Below are 18,517 nucleotides of genomic sequence, written 5' to 3'. Positions count from 1 at the left end.
CAACCCGGGCTCAACCCGGGCTCAACCCGGGCTCACGCCGGCACTTCCTGCCAATCGATGCGCCAGTGCAGTGGCAGGCGTCCGAGCTCGGCCTCGGCCCGCTGCATCAAGGCCACGCCCTGTGCACCGGCAGGGCGATGCGCGACCACATGCGACTCGATCCCGTGTTTCGCGTGCGGCTGCACATCCACTCGTACCTCGATGGCGCCGCAGACCCTATGCAGCGTATCGGCCAGCGCCCTGGCGATCGCCAGTTCGCGCAGCTTCGGCTTGAAGATCTTGTTCACGGCCGTCAGCGGCATGGTATCGAGGATCACCACGTCGACGGGCACCGCGGCGCGTTCGGCGATGGTGGCGCGGGCATGGGCCAGCAGTTCGGCGGCCTCGCAGGCCTGCCCCTTGCGCAGCGTCACATAGGCCATCGGCAGCTCGCCCGCGTAGCCGTCCGGCTTGCCGACCGCGGCGGCAAGCTCGACCGCCGGATGCCGCATCAGGCCTTCCTCGATCATGCCCGGGTCGATGTTGTGGCCGCCGCGGATGATCAGGTCCTTGGCCCGGCCCGTGAGCCAGAAGTAGCCCTGTGCGTCCTGGCGCCCGAGGTCGCCGGTGTTGAGCCAGCCATCGGCCAGGCAGACGCCGTGGTTGTCGCTGTCCTTTACGTAGCCGGAGAACACATAAGGCCCGCGCAGCAGGATGGTCCCGATCTCGTCGACCGCGGCCTCGCGCCGCACCTCGCCATCGGCGCCGAGGTGCGCGACTTTCATCTGCTGGTAGGGCATGCGCAGTCCGATGGAGCCGACCGCGCGCTCACCATCGCGAGGATTCAGCGAGCTGACGCAAGTGGCTTCGGTCATGCCGTAGCCTTCGAGCAGCTTGAGGCCGGTTGCGCTCTCGAAACGCTGGAGCAGCTCGGGCGAGAGCGGCGCCGCGCCGCAGATGGCAAAGCGCAGCGAACTCAGGTCGGCATCCTCGCGCGGCACATTGAGCAGCGCCGAGAGCACGGTCGGCACCGCGCTGAACAGCGTCGCACGGTAGCGCTGCACCGAGCGCCAGAAGGCCGCGAAGGTGCGCGGGTCGCGGTAGCCCGCGATCGACAGCAGCACCACATGGGCACCAACGCTGAATGGCGCCAGGCCCGTGACCATCATCGCGTTGGAGTGGAACAGCGGCAGGCCGCAAAGCAGTGTATCCGCCGGACTCATCGCCACCGCCGTGGCCACGCCCCAGGCATTGGCTGCCTCGTTGAAATGGGTGCGCCGCGCCAGCTTGGGCGTACCGGTGGTGCCGCCGGTGTGGAAATAGGAGGCGACGTGGTCGCCCTGCGGCGGCGCGGCGATCAGTTCATCGGCGGGTTGCGCGGCCAGCAGGGCATCGAAATCCACCGCCCAGGGTGGGCAGGCGCCCAGTCCGCCGACGCGCACCACGGCACGCAGGCTTGGCACCCGGCTGCGCAGCACCTCCACTTTTTCCCAGATGCCGGCCTGGTCCTGGCGTCCCTGCGCCACCAGAACCACGGTGCCGGCCGCATTGAGGATGCCGGCCATGTGGTCGACTTCGAGAAACGGGTTGACGGGGTTGACGATGCCCACGGCCTCGGCGCCCCACAGCGTGAAGTGCGTCTCGGGCAGGTTGGGCAGCAGGTACGAGACCACGTCGCGCCGGCCCACGCCAAGGCTCGCGAAGGCATTGGCGGCCTGGGTGACGCGCTCGGCAAGCGCGGCGTAGTCGTAACGCACTTCGCCGTCGGCGGGGTCGCCCGAGGGCACGAAGGTGAGGGCGGGCGCGCGTGGCGTGGCGGCGGCCTGGCGGCGCAGCGCGGCATAGCTCGACACCGGCTGCGCTAGCCGGTACTCGATCGGTAGCCGTTCCAACGCCTCGATATCGGCCAGGTTCCGCAGAGGCAAGACAGCCTTGGTCATGGGTGCCGGCCCGCCTTAGTGGTGAACGATCAGTTCGGGCTTCGCCACCAGGCCAAAGCTGCGCAACTGGCCCAGCAGCGCATGGTGCCCGAAGGCCTGGCAGCCTGAGGCAAAGCCGACCCGCTTCGGCGCCTGCTGCAGCAGCGCGTGGGCGGCATACGCCTGCAGCAGGCCGGTCTGCTTGTAGTTGCAGTTGCCAAAGATCACGCACTGCGCGCGTCCAAGCGGGCCCGAGGCATGCACGGAGTCGACCGACTTGTTCAGGCGCGGGTTCTCGCGTGGCGGCATGCTGTTCATCACGCCGGCTGCGGTCTGGGCCAGCGCGGCATAGCGCTCGTCGGGGTTCATGCCTTCGGTGGCCTTGAGGGCGGCCTCGACGATCTGCGGCACGCCCAGCATCAGCGGCTTGTTGAACACCCCGCCCAGCACCTTGACGTTGGCCACGCGCGGGTCCTTGCGGAACCACACCGGGTGCGAGGTGCCGCCCCACGGCAGGGCAAGCGCCATCTCGTGCTGGCCCGGGATCGCGAGATGGTAGAGGCCCGCATCGGGCTGCCACTCGACGAGCCGGTTCTGCTGCAGGTGGAAGGCCTTGGAGGTCGCCGCGTTGACCAGGATGGTCTGGGTCGAGGCGATGGTCGGGCTGCCGCCCCAGAACACCGCGATGTCCAGCGTGTCCAGTCCTGGTGTCTCCAGGCACAGCTGCGCGGCGATCTCGCCGGTGGTGTACATCTGTGCCAGGCCGGGCGACAGCAGCAGCCCGGCTTGCGCGAACTTCGCGCCGTACTGTTCGTCGAGCGTGATCAGCCAGTCCTGCTCGCCGGTGGTGTCCGTGTAGTGGCACTTGGCGGCCAGGCAGGCCTGGACCACTTCCGGCCCGAACTTCGCGAACGGGCCGACGGTGTTGAGCACCACGCTGGCGCCGCGGAACAACTCGGTCAGCGCTTCCGTGTTGTGCTGCACCTCGACGACTTCGTAGTCGGCGGTCTCGATGCCGGGCACATTGGATTGCATGGCGGCGTGGAGTTTTTCCGCGCTACGCCCGGCCGCAATGAAGGGGATGCCGTACTCGCGCAGGTACTCGCACACCAGGCGGCCGGTGTAACCGCTGGCGCCATAGACGACGACCGGTTTCTTGTTGTTGCTCATGGAATGGCTCCTGAAGGGATGACGTTCAAAGCAGGGACGAGCTCACGCCGCCGTCCAGGACGAAGCCGCTGCCGTTGGAGAAGCTCGAGCGTTCCGAAGCCAGGAACACCGCGAGCTGGGCGACCTCCTCTGGCGTGCCGTAGCGGCCCTGGCGCTGCGCGATGACGGCGTTGAAGTCGGGGATGTTCAACTGCTGCTCGAACTCGATCCGGTGCGAGCTGACCAGCTCTGTGTCGACAAAGCCCGGCAGGATGGCATTGACGCGGATATTCCTCGCGCGCAACTCGATCGCTGCCGTCTGCGTTAGCGACACCACGCCGGCCTTGGCCGCGGCATAGCTGCCGATCAGCGCGCAGGCCGCCTTCGCGGTGACCGACGCCATCGTGATGATGCTGCCGCCGCCGGCCGCAATCAGGGTGGGCGCCGCATAGCGGATGCAGAGGAAGACGCCGTCGAGGTTGGTCGAGGTGACCTCGCGCCACTGCGCGTAGCTTTGCGTCGCGAGCGGGGCGACCACGGCGATGCCGGCGTTGGGCACCATGATGTCGAGCCGGCCGTGTTGCTGCACGCAGGCCGCGACCAGGGCCTCGACCTGCTCGGGCACGCGAACGTCGCAGGCCACGGCGCTGGCACCCGGCAGCGTGGCCGCGACCCGCTGTGCCGCGGCCCCGTGCAGGTCCGACACGATGACCTTGGCGCCTTCGGCCGCATACGCGCGGGCGATGGCTTCGCCGAGCCCGCGGCCGGCGCCGGTGACGATCGCCACCTTGTCCTGGAGAAGTCGCTTGCTCATAGCAATCCGGCAGACAGCCCGCCGTCCATGATGTAGTGGGAGCCGGTGGTCCAGCTGGCGGCGTCGGATGCAAGGAACGCGGTCATCTCCGCCACCTCTTGCGGCGTGCCGAGGCGCAGTTGCTTTACCGCGACCAGCGCGCTGAAGGGCACCCCGACGATGGCTTCCACGGTGGGGATCAGCCGGTCCACCATCGCGGTGCTGACGAAGCCGGGGCAGACCGCGTTGACGCGGATGCCGGCGGGACGCAACTCGGCCGCGGCCGTGCGCGTGAGCTGGATCACGGCGGATTTCGAGGCCGCGTAGGAGCCGAACAGCGGCACGCCGTTGGTGCCGGCCAGCGACGAAATGTTGACCACCGCACCCTTGCCCGAGGCCGCGAGCGCACCCAGCGCGTGCTTCATGCCGAGGAACACGCCCATCACGTTGATGCCCATGATGCGGCCGACCTCTTCCTCGCTCTGCTCGAACAGCGGCTTGACGATCTCGATGCCGGCATTGTTGACCAGCGTGTCGAGCCCGCCGAAGGCGGCCGTGGTCGCCTCCACCGCGCGGGCCCAGTCGGCGCTCCTGGTGACGTCGCAGGGCACGAAGCGCGCCTGCGGGCCCAGTTCGTCCGCGGCGCTGGCTGCCCCGGCCTCGTCGATGTCGGCCAGCATGACCCGTGCACCGCGTTCGACGAACAGCCGGGCAATGGCAAGGCCGAGCCCCTGCGCCGCACCGGTGATGAGGGCGTTGCGGCCCTGTAGTTCGATCATGTCCTTGTCTCCTGTGCGCCTGTGATCGGCGGTGGAGACATTGCAACAGGCGCAGGCGGATGTGCAGCCCACCGAAAGGTTGGTTTTTCGTGCTGCGACGCAGCAGGGACTGGCGCGCGTGTTTGCGCTTGTGCGAGAGCCTGGACGTTCCGAGGCAGCCTTGCTGCTACGTGACAGGGTGGTCGAAATGCTTCAAGGCAGGACCGTGCACAGCCATCCCGATATGCCTGATACGCCGCCTGCGCTAGGGCTGCGCACCGGCAGGCAATACGCTCCACCCTGAAGCACCGCTCGACGTCGTCCTGCGTTGACTCCTGAGGACACCGTTCTCGTCGAACTCGAAGAGGACCGTCGACGATCGGATCTCACCGCCGGAAAACAGCGGGCCAATGAGTGGAATAAAGCTCTCGGGGTGAGGCTTGGATGTCGCAAAGGAATAGATCAGTATCGTGGCCCCGTCTCTCAGCGTCGTCTTGGATGTGGGAGCCCCAAGCTGCGCGGTAACGTCGTCAACGGTAGAGAAATCGGGAATGAAGTTCGACAATTGCTCCGGCTTCACGTCGACGCCTGTCGATACACAAGCAACCAACATGATGCAAGTCGCAATCAGTGCATAAACACGCGTCATGCCGACACCGCCGTCCTGTTCTATTGGGCCGTGACTGAGAACGTGCTGATGGCCATGATGCCAGCGTGGCCGCGCGATGCATCCGGCACGTCATTGACAAAGGATAGAACTTTGCCGTCCGCGTCGCTGAAAGAGACGGCGGGAACACCGGTCAGCGGCGGTCAATCGGCCAGAGTGCGGACGCCGGCGATGCCGGCAGCTACTCGTCATAGCGGAGAAATTCGGGTTTGCACCGGTCAAGTATTTGCACTCGTTGTCGATATGCAGTGTAGGCACTGCCCCCCTCAATTCGCCCGAGCTGCTCTCATGGCCAAACATACGCATCCCAGCCGTCGTAAGCGTTGCCCGATGCGGGTTGGCCGCGCATTCGGGCTTCTCGATGCCGTTGCAAGCTATCGCCGCCCAGGCGCCACCAAGCCTCGCCATCGGTTCTTTCGCGATGCAAGCGTCAACGGTTCGCTTCCCGGTACGCCGAAAGTGCCTGCTGAAGCACGGCCAATCCATCCCGAAGCCGCACAGTGAACCACCAAGCGCGACGCATTGCGTTTTCCTCGCGGCTAGCTGGCCTGGTCAGCCTCATTGTCTTGCTCTTGTGCGGTTGCCAACAGCGAGACAACGCTGCGTCGGGCGCAGCCGAGCCGGTCAGGACCTCCATTACCGCGTTGATATGGGCGCCCGACTGGCCGGAGGAGATGCTCCAGATTGCCGCGGAATTCAGCAAGCTCAATCCAGACGTCCGCGTGAATGTGCAGTTCATGATCGGCAACTCGGTCGAGGAGAATATCAAGCCCCGGATCGCCTCTGGCAACTTGCCGGATCTGGTGAGTGTCAACCCGAACGCCTACGCTGCTGAGCTGGCCGATCAGGGCATCCTCACAGACGTGAGCGCGACATCGGCATGGCACAACATGCTCAGCGCCCTCAAAGGGGACTGGACCAGTCGCCAATCCAAGCGTTTTGGCATATCCGGCGGCGTGGCGACAACGCTGATGTATTACAACAAGGCACTGTTCGCGAAGGCGGGGATCAAGGAACTGCCAACCAACTTCCACGAGTTCCTGATGGTTTGCAAGCAGCTCAAGCTAGCCGGCTTGACCCCCATCATGTGGAGCGGCGGCTTCCCGAACATGCTCGGCAACGGCCCCTTCAGCTTTGGCTTTGCCAACAATGTGGTGGCGCGCGAGCCAGCCTGGAAGCAGAAAATCGGTGATGGCACGCTGGATCTGAACACGCCTCAGGTAGCCGATATTTTTGCCAGGATTGCGCTGATGCCGCAACTTGGTTACGTACAAGACGCATTCATGGCGACGGATTACGATGAAGGCATACGGCTGTTCAAGGAAGGCAAGGCCGCGATGGCCTTTCACGGCAGTTGGGCGGCCGGCCTTCTGCTGCACGGCAACCCTTTCGAGGTTGGCGTATTCATTCCGCCCTGGAACGCGCCCGGCGAGCGGGTGGTGCCCGTGATCGGCAGCGAAACCGGGTTTGCGGTGTGCGAGACGCCCAACAAGGCCGCAGCCATGCGTTTTCTCGAATTCATTGCTGGGAAGGGGTTCTCCATTCTCCAAAGAAAACGCCAGAACATCCCCCCATTCAAGCAAGGCGCGGAAACGCTGGTGAGCGATCAGAGAATGGTCGACTACACAAACATGGTCAGCCGCTATCCGGTGACCGCCAGCCCCTACTATTCGGTTCTACCCTCCAACTCGATCGAGCAGCTGCATCGATTGATGCAGGACGTGCTGGTCAGGAAGATCACGCCCGGACAGGCAGCCAAACTCCTCGACGCGTCCGTCAAGAATGAAGCAAAGATGCACTACAAATGAGCACAATCCCAGGTTCGCTGCGAAGCGCTTTCGCCTATCTCTCGCTGGACCTGCTGCGCCGTGTCGAAATTCGTTACCGGCTGATGACTGCGTTCATCCTGCTGTCGCTGATACCGATACTGATTTCAGGCTACATCTCGTATGTGGATTCCACCGCCGCGATCAAGGAGAAGGCGGAGATATTCTCGAAAGAGATGGTCAAGCAGGTATCCAAGAACATCGCGTTGCGCATGGAGCAGGTCGAGACGGAAAGCAGCCTTCTTGTCCTTTCCGATCGCGTTCAAAATGCACTGACAAACGCGGTAAATGGCAGTGCAAAGGAGCAGAACGAGGCGCGCCAGGATATGACCCGGCTGCTGCTGCAGCATTACGGCTCCGTTGACTTCATCAACCAGAAGTATCTGCTCGACAAGAACAACCGGATCATGGATACCCAGACGTTCGCGCAACTAACGCGCGGGGTCATGCGTCTGGTCAAGCAGGCCCCTGACCGCAATGGCCGGCCCTACTGGGGCAGTTACGACAACGGCGTCGGACAACAAAACCTTGGGATGGTGCGTGCCATCATCGGCAAGAGCAACAATCGGCGAATCGGCAATCTGGTCCTGGTCATTCGCCCCGAGCATTTCTCGACAATCTTCAATGACGTCGCCTTGGGGAGCGGAACAGAGATCTACGTTCTCGACGCCAGCAACAACAAACTGGTTGTCCGCACCGACGGCATATCCACGAACACCGACGGGACGGCCGAGCCTGACCTGATCAAACGCATCGCGAACAACGCGCTAAATGGGGAGCCGAGTGGTTTCGTCGACTTCGAGGGCAAGCGCGAGGAGCGCTACCTTGCCGCGTACACAGGAATTCCCGGCACGACATGGCTCGTGGTCAGCACAGTCCCTGAAAAGAAGTTGACGGCAGAGGCACAGTCCGTGCGCAATCAGATCGTACTGGTTGGCATCTCGGGTTTCCTGCTTTCGATCTTCCTGGCCTACTTCATTTCCCACAGCATTTCCGCACCACTCAGAGAGCTGGTGCGAAGGATGCACGACACCGGCAACGATGCGGGCGCCGAGTCGGAGGCGCCGGTGCGCGCCGATGCCGGCGGCAAGGATGAACTAGGGCGGCTCGCGCAGCGTTTTGAACGGATGAGTGGGGCCATCAAGCAGAAGATCCAGAAGATCAACGAGATCAACGCCTCCCTGGAGCAGACCGTCGACGAGCGCACCGCGGAACTCGTCAGCAAGGAGCAGGAGTCGCGAACGTTGATTGAGAACTCTCCAGACACCATCACCCGCTACGATCGAGACCTTCGCCGCACTTACGCCAATCCCGCCTTCTGCAACTCGGCAGGGTGCAGCCTTGCCGAAGCGCTCGGCAAGCGGCCCTCGGAAGTCCCCGGCGGCGCCAATGCGCTGATCTACGAAGAGAAGATCAGCGACACCATTTCAAGCGGGAGAAGTGGGCAATTCGAGCTGAGATGGCGCAGCAAGGACGGACAGGAACATTGCACCCATATCCGCCTGACGCCAGAGATTGACCGGTCCGGCACGGTGAATTCGGTGCTGGCGGTGGGCCGTGATTTATCGGACCGGATGGCATTCGAGGCGACAATCTGGAAACAGGCCAATTTCGATGCGCTGACCCATCTCCCGAATCGCCAGATGTTTCACAGTCGTCTCGAGCACGAAGCCAGCATGGCGCATCGCTCCGGGCAGCATATGGCCTTGATGCTGATTGACCTGGATCGCTTCAAGGAGGTCAATGACTCCTTGGGGCACGACACAGGAGACATCCTGCTGATCGAGGCGGCCAGGCGCATCATTGCGTGCGTGCGCGAATCGGACATCGTCGCTCGCCTTGGCGGCGACGAGTTCACCGTCATTCTGCCCAACACGGACGATACCGAAAGCGTTGAACGGATCGCAAAGGCCATCATCCGCAAGCTGGCCGAGCCGTTCGCGCTCGGCGCGGATGAGGCGTTCATCTCCGCCAGTGTTGGCGTCACGCTTTACCCCGACGACACCAGCGAACTGGATATCCTCTTCAAGAATGCCGACCAGGCCATGTATGCGGCCAAGAACGCCGGGCGCAACCGTTTCAGCTACTTCACGCCCGACTTGCGCGTCGTCGCAGAAAAGCGCCTGCGTCTCACCAGCGATCTACGTGCCGCCCTGCCTGGCGGACAGTTCCAGCTCTACTACCAGCCCATCGTTGACCTGGCCACCGGGGAAATCCGCAAAGCCGAGGCCCTGATCCGCTGGTTGCACCCCGAACGCGGCACCATCAGCCCGCTGGACTTCATTCCATTGGCCGAGGACACGGGGCTCATCGTTCCGATCGGGGATTGGGTGTTCAAGCAGGCCGTGCACCAGGCCCGTCAATGGCGCGGCCGATTCCATCCGTCTTTCCAGATCGGTGTCAACATGTCGCCGATGCAGATTCGGCTAGACGGCCAGGTTTGTTCGCAATGGTCTGACCATCTCATGCGGGAAGGGATGCCGGGGCAGAGCATTGTGGTTGAAATCACCGAGGGCCTGTTACTGGACGCCGAACTGAACGAGAAGCTGTTGACCTTCCGTGACGCGGGAATCGGCATCTCGATCGACGATTTCGGCACCGGCTACTCGTCTCTGGCCTATCTCAAGCGCTTCGACATCGATTACCTCAAGATCGACCGGTCATTCGTACAGAACCTCGGCTCTGACGGCGACAATCAGGCGCTTTGCGAAGCCATGGTCATGCTGGCGCACAAGCTGGGATTGAAGGTCATTGCCGAGGGGGTGGAGACGACGGAGCAGCGCGATTTCCTCAGCGCCGTGGGTTGTGATTTTGCCCAGGGCTTTTTGTACTCCCAGCCGGTTCCGCCCGATCAGTTTGAGGGCTTGGTCTGGCCGGATATCGAGAAAAGGCCGGGTAGCCAGGCCCGCGCCACGCTTTAGTGGCTGAAGGAGCCGGCCCGCCCGAACATGCAACATTTGGGCTTCACCTTCACCCTGTAGCGGCAGCGCTAACTCAATCCGAGAACCGGAGAAATTCGGGCGGCCTCTAGGGGTGCAAGCCCGCGCGGTGCTGCCGATAGGATAGTGTTCCGCAGGCATGTTCTGGCTGGCGAATACGCTCTTCTATCTGGATAGCTGGTCAATTATTGCTCTGTTCACCACGCTGGCCGTTCACTTGCCGAACAGGAACTTTGCCGTACGAGGGGTAGGCGAGGACCCTCGCGATATCTGGGCTCGGGAGTTTTCGACCGGGATGGTGACGTTTGAGGCTGGTCCCTTTAACGAATAGGCGATTCGCCCCCGCTCTAGCGTGGATCGACTACGCGATCCGGAATTTACTTCACAAGCAACTCGCCAACACCATGAAATCCTATCTTGGATCTGCCATCCGCCTGCTTTCCGTAATGATGGCTTTGGTCCTGTCTGCCTGTTTACCTACGGAGTCCGCCCCGAATACGGTGTCGTTCAAAATCGCCGAGATCTCCAGCAGAACGGTTGGGGACGTTCAGGAAAAAACCTGGATGGCTACCCATGAGTCGTGGGGTTCCACTGCCAAGTTCCTGATCTCCATACAGATGACACAACCCAATCGCGACACGAATATGCCGTTTTCCTTCTCGAAAGGCAGCATCGCTGGCGTGGAAGGCTCTGACTCCCGCGTATTGGTCCAGCGGCTCTCTGCGGCACTAATGGCCAGGGAGCCGAAGCCCATGACTGATAAAGTCAAGTTGCTTCCTTTCGGCGTGGCAATTCTGGGGACCGGGTTAAGCAGGACGGATGGCAACGTGCAGGTGACCATCGGCACATCGCCGGGCAAGCCTGCGGGTAACCAGATAGCCGGCACGTTTTCGAGTACGCCTGCTGGAAACTGGATCGCGACGAAGGTGTTTCTACGGGGCGGCGACGGTGAAGTCTTCCTGAACCTGGACCCGGTGGGTGGCGTAGGAGAGTTCTCCATCAAGGATCCGGACTACGGCGATATCGTGATCGAAGAACTCTCTCGCGTGCTATGACTGCCCGTGCTTGCGTAGGACGGTCCATCGCATACGCCCCATAGGGTTGCATTCTTCGGGCTGCCAGCCCGCTGGTCGCGAGTGCTGAGTCGAGACACTAAAGCGCTGTCCGCTTGACGCGCTTGCCAGCAATCATGGCTGACGGCGAGGCTTTAAACTCCCCGCCATTCTCAAATACTGAGCCCGCGACCATTCCGCGCAATTCCACTGTCCCGCTTTCCACCAGCAGATCACCTGAGATCATGCCGGAGATGACGGCAGTGCCGCGGACTAGCACTGAAGAGCAACACATGCCAGTGAGTTCAAGGCTGCCCGTCGGCTCAACGGTGATTGGGCCAACAACCATGCCGCCAAAAGCTTGCGCATCGGTGACTATCCACGCTCCGTCAATTTTCAAAATTCTCTCCTGTCCAGGTGGGGGATTGGGCAGCGCCAATTCAATCCGCCCCCCCAAGCAAAAAACGAACGGCATCGCGCCACCAGCCAACGTCCACCCGCTCAAACCAATCATTGTGCTCGGCACCAGGCACCACACGCAACTGCCGAGGCGCCGCCAGCCCGTCATGCAATGCCACGCCAAAGCGCGCCGGGACGATGCTGTCGCGCTCCGCAACCACCACCACAACCGGCCGGTCGAACCGCGCCAGGTTGGCCGCGCTGTCATAGCGATCTCGCAGCAGCCACGACACCGGCAGCCAGGGATAGTGGTAGCCGGCAACATGCCGCAGCGTGTCCCACGGCGTGATCAGCATCAGGCCAGCCGTCTTGTCCCGCTGGCGCGCTGCGGCCGCGGCAGCAACGCCGGCCCCCAGCGATTCGCCGATCACCAGCAGCGGGGCGCCGTATTGCCGATAGGCCTGCGCGATGATCTGCTCGGCATCGGCCACAAGGCTGACTTCGCCCAGCGGCCCCGGGCGCGGCCCGTAGCCCGGGTACTCGGCAAGGATCACGCGCACGCCCTGCGGTGCCAGCGCTGCGGCGTATGCCCTACGGTGACCGGCATGTCCGGCATTGCCATGGAACACAATCGCGGTGGCACGCACTGACCCGGTGGGCTCGGCCAGCAAGCCTTTGAAGTCTTGCGAAGACGGCCACGCCCTTAGCCCGCCAGCAACCAACTCCGGCAACGCCGCCTTGGCGGGGAAATACAGAAACTGGTCTTGCAGCGCCGCAAGGGCAGGGGACGGCAGAAGACAGCCGAGCCATAGCGCAAGCCCGGCAGTCTTCATCGCGATGCCCATCGGGGCATCGCGGTATCCTGGCATCCGCTCAGTCCACGCTGCTGCCATGCGCCTTATGCTGCGACGCCATCAGCTGCTGCTGGGCGGGCGGCACGGCTTCGTAGTGACTGAGCTGGATCGTGTAGTTGCCGTGGCCACCTGTGATGCTGTTCAGGCGCGATTGGTAGTCGTTCAACTCCGACAGCGGCACCTGTCCCGCAACGAGCACGCTATTGCCTGCCGCGGTGCGCGTGCCACGCACCTGGCCGCGCTTGGCGGAGAGGTCGCTGATGATGTCGCCCATCGCCGCCTCGGGCATCGTCACCTCGATATCCACGATCGGCTCCAACACGCTCGGCCGCGCCTTGAGCACGGCCTCGATAAAGGCCTTGCGCCCTGCGGCCGCGAACGCCACCTCCTTCGAATCCACCGAATGGCTCTTGCCATCGAACACGGTAACGCGCACGTCCTGCATCGGAAAGCCCGCCAGCGGCCCGCACTCAAGCACCTGGCGGATGCCCTTTTCCACAGCGGGAATGAACTGGCCCGGAATCGCACCCCCCTTGACCGCATCGACAAACTCGAAGCCCGTGCCGCGCGGCAGCGGCTCCACGCGCAGCTGCACCTCGCCGAACTGGCCGGCGCCGCCCGTCTGCTTCTTGTGGCGATGATGCCCCTCGGCTTTCCCGCCGATGGTTTCGCGATAAGCGATCTTCGGCGGCCGCGTCGCCACCTCCAGCTTGTACTGGCCGGTCAGGCGCTCCAGCGCGCAGCGCAGCTGGAGCTCACCCAGGCCAAGTATCACCGTTTCATTGGTGCCCGCCGGATGCTCGATGCGCAGGCAAGGGTCTTCCGCGCCAAGCTTCTGCAGGACCTCTGACAAGCGCTGCTCGTTGCCGCGGCGCGACGGCTCGATCGCCAGGCCGTAGATCGGAGTAGGAAAGTCCAGCGGGGCCAGGTGGATGTTGCCGTCCTCGCTGGCATCATGCAGCACAGCATCAAAGGCAATCTCGTCGATCTTGGCCACGGCGCAGATATCGCCCGGCCCCGCCTGCGACACCTCAACGCGCTCCTTGCCCTGCAGCATCAGCAGATGCGCCACCTTGAACGGCTGGCGCGCATCGCCGATAAACAGCAGGCTGTCACGCGTGACCGTGCCCTGGTGGATGCGGAACACAGCCATTTTGCCCAGATACGGGTCCATCGTGATCTTGAAGACATGCGCCAGCACATGCTTGTCGGGCACCGGCTCGGCGCGAATCGCCACCTGGCGCTCGCCCGCATCGCGGTTAAACAACGGCGGATTGCCCTCGGCCGGGTTGGGCAGCAACTGCACAAACACATCGAGCAGCTCCGCGATACCGGCCCCGCTGGCCGCCGAGGTAAAACAGATCGGCACCAGGTGGCCGTCGCGCAGCGCCCGCTCGAACGGCGCATGCAACTGCTCCGGCGCAATCTGCTCGCCCTGCTCCAGATACAGCTCCATCAGCTGCGGATCGATCTCCACCACCTGATCGACCAGCGCCTCGTGCGCCGACGCCACCGACAGGAAATCCGCCTCGCCGGCCGGGTTAAAGAAGCAATCCACCACCTCGCCGCCTCGCCCCGCCGGCAGGTTGATCGGCAAGCACTCCTTGCCAAACGCCTCCTGGATATCGGCCAGCAGCGTGGGCAGATCCACCTTCTCCTTGTCGATCCCGTTGACCACGATCATCCGGCACAGCTTGCGCGCCTGCGCCCAGGCCATCATGCGCCGGGTCGTCATCTCGATGCCGGTCTGCGCGTTGATGACGATGGCGGCCGTCTCCACCGCCGCCAGGGCGCTCATCGACAGCCCGGAGAAATCGGGGTAGCCGGGCGTATCCAGCAGGTAGATGCGGGTGTCGCGATAGTGGAGGTGGGCCACCGCGGTGGTGAGCGAGTGGTGGTACTTGCGCTCCAGCGGATCAAAATCGCAGACTGTGGTGCCGCGCTCGACGCTGCCAGGCATGTGCAGCGCACCTCCCTTGTGCAGCAGCGCCTCGACCAGGGAGGTCTTGCCGCACCCCGCGTGCCCCAGCAGGGCGACGGTACGAATTGCATCGGGACTATAAAGCATGGTCGCCCTCGTCCGGCAATGGCAGTGAGATCATTATTGGCGATATGGGGTGGGAACGCCATGTGGGGTGAATCCTGATCTGGGGCGGGGTAGCGACGGTGTACGTGGTGGGGTGCGTGGAAGGGGATTGTGAGCAGGAGCTTCTTTTTTAGTGCGCTGCACAATGAACGTTTCGCTCCTGCAATTCACTTGGCGACGCCGTCGTCACGGGGTCGCTGCCGTTTCCGCTGCCAGCAGGTTCGCGTCGCGGGTGAGCCGCCAACGGCCGTCGGGGTCCTTGCGCAGGATGGTCAGCGTGTAGCCGGAGCGGTGCACGGCAGGGCTACCGCCAGGCGGCGTGACGGTCATGCAGATATGGTTGCGGAGGTAGGCCCAGTTGCCTAGGACTTGGACTTCCTGGATGTCGTAGGAGCCGTCGATCTGGAGGTTCTTCATGCTTTCGGAGGCTGCGGCGAACTCCTTCTTGCCGAAGGGCGGCTGGCCGGGGACCATGAAGATGACGTCGTCGGTCATCAGGTCCAGGACTGTGGGGAGGTCGCCGGTTGAACGATTCCATCAATCCGTTGCGTTGACCGGTTGAATCCGCAACCCAAAGCGGCCTCTCGAATTTTCCAATTCAAAGGCTGTAGGGCGTACAGCCAAAGTGTTCGGGAAGTGCTAATTTTTAGGGACGCTTGGAACGGATATCCGCGCTATCAGGTGCCGTCATTGACTACGCAGCAGTGTCGCAGTGTCATTGTGAGGTAGCCTTGACGCATGCAATCTCGCCAACAGATATGTCGATGACCTCGAGGTGTGCAGCGCTCGTGATGTCGGTTCGTGCCACGCCGTCCTGTGTCTGCGTTAGCTGAAAGATTCGGGTAGAGCAGAATTCGGGTAGAACGGTGTACGCAATCTCGTACTGTTCGCCCGCTTTGGGAATCAGGACCGGCGCAGGGCACTTTCCCGGCTGCCTGTCGCGGATTTGCTGGCTGATCACAGGATTAAGAATGAACAGTATCTCAGCGAAGCTCGCTTTCGCGTTATGAATTATCTGTCGTGCGGCCACTGGCTTGCCAGCCGGAATTACGAATTCAAGGGAGCCTTCCTCCCCTGGCGGGAGGGGATCGAACATGCCCACACGTTTCTCGTAAAGATCGTCCCGGCCGCCTGCGACCCAAGCGAAGAGACCTGCTTGTTGGCATTTTTCGACGTCCACCGACGCCACTAAAAGGTTGGAGACCACGGGGGGCTCCATCTTGATGCGGAGCTTCGCCGTATCGGGGCCTGTTGCATCCTGGTACAAGCCCGACGCACATCCGGTCGTAGCAAGAGCCAAGGCTAGTGCACCCGCTTTTTTTATCTCCGATGCAGCGGTCCAATTATGTTTCATTCGTTGTCTGTCTGGAAAATTTGGAGTCCTTATCCGACCACGAATCTTGTAACAGATGTTTTGCAGGCTGACACCCCTCATTGGAAGGGGTAGCCACTTGCACCTACTAGCAAGCCAAGGGAGACGATAAAGGCTGCCGCGTAAAAGTCATGGGTTTTTTTCATACCGTCGACGCAACCCGGCTGCTCTTGATAAGAAAAGGGCTGTCAGGGCGTGCGACAGTACCGCTCGGATGACTGCTTGTGGCCGGCAAGCGACCTCCGCCTGTTGACCTCCGCCTGTTGCGTTGACCGGTTGAATCCGCAACCCATTGCAGACATTCGGCGATTCAGATGCATCGCGCATTTCACCTCGCGAGGTTGCCCAATTCGCCTAACCTCATCTGAATTAATTCCAGCAATGCCCGCACACGCGCTGTTACGGAATGCCGGTGGCTGTAGGCACCAAGCAATCGCAACGGCGCAGGACATAGGTCCAGTGTCACCTCTTGCAATCGGCCTGCGGCAAGATCTTCCTGACATGGGTAAGCCGCCACAATCGCGAAACCGATGCCTTGCCGTGCGCCTGCCACGGCCAGTTCTCCGCTGTTGACGCGGTAGCGGCTACGGACCGGCACCTTGACGATTTCGCCCGCAGCGTCCTGAAACTGCCAGGGCTGGCCCTTCAGTGCACTGAGGGTGGTGATGCAGGGCAGAGATTTCAGCTCACGCACGTAGCGTGGCATTCCAGTCTTGGCAAGCAAGGAGGGAGCGGCGACCACGATGCTGGGCAGTGTGGCGAGTTCGCGGGTGATGAAGGCACTGTCCTCCTGATGACCCCGATGGAAGACGATAGAAAGGTCGACGTCCTCTCGAAGCACTTCCAGTCCGGTCATCCGTGTATCGCATTCCAGCTCGATGCCGGGATGGAGGCTACAGAATTCGGCGAGGATGGGAGCCAGCAGCCTTGGCGCTTCGCCAGGCATGCACATCTTCAGAGGACCGCGCAATTCGCGCTTTACCACGCCAAGCTCTTCCTCCGTGGAGAGCAAGGTGTCGAGCAAGGGCTTTGCGCGCTCGTAGAGCAGCCGGCCGGCTTCCGTCATGCGCAGATGGCGGGTACTTCGCTCCAGTAGGCGTACACCGAGTCTGCGCTCCAGTGCTGCGACGTGGCGGCTGACATTCGACGAGGGCATGGCCAACAGGCGTGATGCGCCAGCGAAGCTCTGCTCATCGACGACTGCCGCGTAGACACGGACAGTATTCAGATCGAGTGCATCGCGCATTGATTATCCCGTTTGAGGTATGAAATCTCCCCATTTTTGCACACTAGTTCTCCGCGTTGGTGGAATCTAAGATGCCCTTCTTGTCCGATGAGTCACTCTTGGCCGTGCATCAGGACAGCTTGAGAAGGAGAGCTTCAGCGTGGAAATTGGAATACTTGGCGGCGGCATTGCGGGGCTGAGCGTGGCACTAGCCTTGCACAAGCAGGGGTACCGTCCCCGTGTCTATGAGCGCCGGGCGGAGCCTGCAACTATGGGAGCTGGCGTGACGCTCTGGCCCAATGCCGGCTTTGTACTGAAAGAACTGGGATTGCTGCGAGACATTGAGGCTGTTGGTGGCCGGCCTGTGATAGCGCATCGCTACGATGACGCAGGCAACGCTCTGGGAGGCGTCGACATTGCATTACTGGATCGGATGATGGGGTATCCGACCCATACGGTGCTGCGCCGGGACTTGCAGGAGGTGTTGCTGAAGCATGCGGCGCGGGCAGGCATCCCGGTGGAGTTCGGACACCGGGCGGCGGCCATTGATCTGGATGCCCATGGCAGGGCCGTGGCCCATTTTGAGAACGGCGTGAGCATCCGCCCGGACTTGCTCATCGGGGCCGACGGCCGTATGGATTCAGTGGCGCGCAAATTTGTTGCGGGTGACAACACGCCGATCTACCAGGGCTTCGTGAACTGGATCGGCGTGGCGCAGGGACAAAGTGCGCTGGTCGACGACATCGCGATTCAGGACTTCTGGGGGGCGGGCAAGCGCTTCGGATGCGTGGCGATCCGGAGCGATTTGCTCTACTGGGCAGCAGCGCAGGCGCGGCCATTGCCTGGGGAAACCTCCACCTCAAAAATGCGCAAGGAGATGGAGGAACTGTTCGCCGGATGGCCCGAGCCTGTCGCCCGCATCATTCGGGCCACGCCTGCGCGTGCCATCCGGCTGATTGCGGTGCATGACCTGGAACCACTGCATGCATGGAGTCGGGCAAATGTGCTGCTGATTGGAGATGCAGCGCATGCGCATTTGCCGACATCGGGGCAAGGTGCCTGCCAGGCACTGGAAGATGCATGGCATCTGGCTCGGTGCCTGGAGGGCACAGGCGGTAGCTTGGACGAAGTCTTCCAGCAATTCACAGAGATCCGCAGTCCCAAGACGACCAAGCTGGCCGAAAAGGGACGGATCTTTGCACGCGCCCTATTTGCGACTGACCCAGAAACCTGTCGCATCCGCAACGAGCGGGCCAAGGCATCCAATCCTGTCCGTGATGTACAGATATTGGCTGAGGGATGGGCGCAAGGATTGCCCATGCCACTCTATGCAGGCGGCATGCCTGTGGATGGTGCCGGTGTCAGCAGTCTGTACGCTCCTGAATGACCGCGCCAAACTAAACAACGGTTGGAGTCTCCAGCAGTGAGACTCCTCGCGGTGAACTGTTGGCCTGTATCTTTCACACTAGCAGAACCAGATGGCCTTTGGCAGACGGATC

At 62.5% G+C, this 18,517-nt stretch carries 15 protein-coding genes; 4 read left to right on the top strand and 11 right to left on the bottom strand.

All coding sequences use genetic code 11. The features are described from left to right. Nucleotides 1–32: 32 nt before the first annotated feature. The 5 genes from ACX12D_RS15520 to ACX12D_RS15500 all read right to left on the bottom strand — a co-directional run bounded on the left by ACX12D_RS15520 (nucleotide 33) and on the right by ACX12D_RS15500 (nucleotide 5,247). Nucleotides 33–1,919 carry an acyl-CoA synthetase gene (locus ACX12D_RS15520; RefSeq protein ID WP_459371808.1) on the bottom strand — a complete coding sequence of 629 codons (1,887 nt, stop codon included), beginning with the start codon at nucleotides 1,917–1,919 and terminating at the stop codon, nucleotides 33–35. A 15-nt stretch (nucleotides 1,920–1,934) separates the two neighbouring features. Then, nucleotides 1,935–3,068 carry a DUF5938 domain-containing protein gene (locus ACX12D_RS15515; RefSeq protein ID WP_459371807.1) on the bottom strand — a complete coding sequence of 378 codons (1,134 nt, stop codon included), beginning with the start codon at nucleotides 3,066–3,068 and terminating at the stop codon, nucleotides 1,935–1,937. A gap of 25 nt (nucleotides 3,069–3,093) precedes the next feature. Continuing rightward, on the bottom strand, nucleotides 3,094–3,861 hold the full coding sequence (locus ACX12D_RS15510; protein ID WP_459371806.1) for an SDR family NAD(P)-dependent oxidoreductase: 768 nt from the start codon (nucleotides 3,859–3,861) through the stop codon (nucleotides 3,094–3,096). Next, on the bottom strand, nucleotides 3,858–4,619 hold the full coding sequence (locus ACX12D_RS15505) for an SDR family NAD(P)-dependent oxidoreductase (protein WP_459371805.1): 762 nt from the start codon (nucleotides 4,617–4,619) through the stop codon (nucleotides 3,858–3,860). The genes ACX12D_RS15510 and ACX12D_RS15505 overlap by 4 nt, the downstream gene beginning before the upstream one ends. 244 nt (nucleotides 4,620–4,863) lie before the next feature. Then, nucleotides 4,864–5,247, bottom strand: coding sequence for a hypothetical protein (locus ACX12D_RS15500; RefSeq protein WP_459371803.1), 384 nt, complete (start codon nucleotides 5,245–5,247; stop codon nucleotides 4,864–4,866). Between the two features lie 590 nt (nucleotides 5,248–5,837). Here ACX12D_RS15500 and ACX12D_RS15495 point away from each other — a divergent pair. From ACX12D_RS15495 to ACX12D_RS15485, 3 genes are all read left to right on the top strand, one after another. Continuing rightward, nucleotides 5,838–7,073, top strand: coding sequence for an ABC transporter substrate-binding protein (locus tag ACX12D_RS15495; protein ID WP_459374037.1), 1,236 nt, complete (start codon nucleotides 5,838–5,840; stop codon nucleotides 7,071–7,073). Continuing rightward, the gene (locus tag ACX12D_RS15490; RefSeq protein ID WP_459371802.1) at nucleotides 7,070–10,012 is read left to right on the top strand and encodes a bifunctional diguanylate cyclase/phosphodiesterase; all 2,943 of its coding nucleotides are present in this window, start codon (nucleotides 7,070–7,072) and stop codon (nucleotides 10,010–10,012) included. The genes ACX12D_RS15495 and ACX12D_RS15490 overlap by 4 nt, the downstream gene beginning before the upstream one ends. Nucleotides 10,013–10,434: 422 nt before the next feature. Further along, nucleotides 10,435–11,085, top strand: coding sequence for a hypothetical protein (locus ACX12D_RS15485; RefSeq protein WP_459371801.1), 651 nt, complete (start codon nucleotides 10,435–10,437; stop codon nucleotides 11,083–11,085). Between the two features lie 97 nt (nucleotides 11,086–11,182). Here the strand turns inward: ACX12D_RS15485 and ACX12D_RS15480 are convergent, their stop codons facing one another. The 6 genes from ACX12D_RS15480 to ACX12D_RS15455 form a co-directional block, all read right to left on the bottom strand. Further along, nucleotides 11,183–11,482, bottom strand: coding sequence for a hypothetical protein (locus ACX12D_RS15480; RefSeq protein WP_459371800.1), 300 nt, complete (start codon nucleotides 11,480–11,482; stop codon nucleotides 11,183–11,185). A gap of 40 nt (nucleotides 11,483–11,522) precedes the next feature. Continuing rightward, nucleotides 11,523–12,314, bottom strand: a complete 792-nt coding sequence (locus ACX12D_RS15475; RefSeq protein ID WP_459374036.1) for an alpha/beta hydrolase — start codon at nucleotides 12,312–12,314, stop codon at nucleotides 11,523–11,525. Nucleotides 12,315–12,354: 40 nt separating this feature from the next. Further along, nucleotides 12,355–14,403, bottom strand: coding sequence for an elongation factor G (gene fusA / locus ACX12D_RS15470; RefSeq protein ID WP_459371799.1), 2,049 nt, complete (start codon nucleotides 14,401–14,403; stop codon nucleotides 12,355–12,357). A gap of 204 nt (nucleotides 14,404–14,607) precedes the next feature. Next, nucleotides 14,608–14,916: an SgcJ/EcaC family oxidoreductase gene (locus tag ACX12D_RS15465; protein WP_459371798.1), complete on the bottom strand. Its 309-nt coding sequence runs from the start codon at nucleotides 14,914–14,916 to the stop codon at nucleotides 14,608–14,610. A gap of 220 nt (nucleotides 14,917–15,136) precedes the next feature. Continuing rightward, complete coding sequence (locus ACX12D_RS15460) at nucleotides 15,137–15,775, bottom strand: hypothetical protein (RefSeq protein WP_459371797.1); 639 nt, start codon at nucleotides 15,773–15,775, stop codon at nucleotides 15,137–15,139. 346 nt (nucleotides 15,776–16,121) lie between these two features. Further along, on the bottom strand, nucleotides 16,122–17,039 hold the full coding sequence (locus ACX12D_RS15455) for a LysR family transcriptional regulator (protein WP_459371796.1): 918 nt from the start codon (nucleotides 17,037–17,039) through the stop codon (nucleotides 16,122–16,124). Nucleotides 17,040–17,178: 139 nt separating this feature from the next. Here ACX12D_RS15455 and ACX12D_RS15450 point away from each other — a divergent pair, with 139 nt between their 5' ends. Next, nucleotides 17,179–18,405 (top strand): FAD-dependent monooxygenase, encoded by a 1,227-nt coding sequence (locus ACX12D_RS15450; RefSeq protein WP_459371795.1) that lies wholly within the window; start codon nucleotides 17,179–17,181, stop codon nucleotides 18,403–18,405. Nucleotides 18,406–18,517: the final 112 nt, after the last annotated feature.

The sequence above is a fragment of the Cupriavidus sp. PET2-C1 genome (assembly GCF_054515855.1).
The sequence above is the reverse complement of the archived record's forward strand: the minus strand, read 5'-3'. Positions and strand labels throughout refer to the sequence as shown.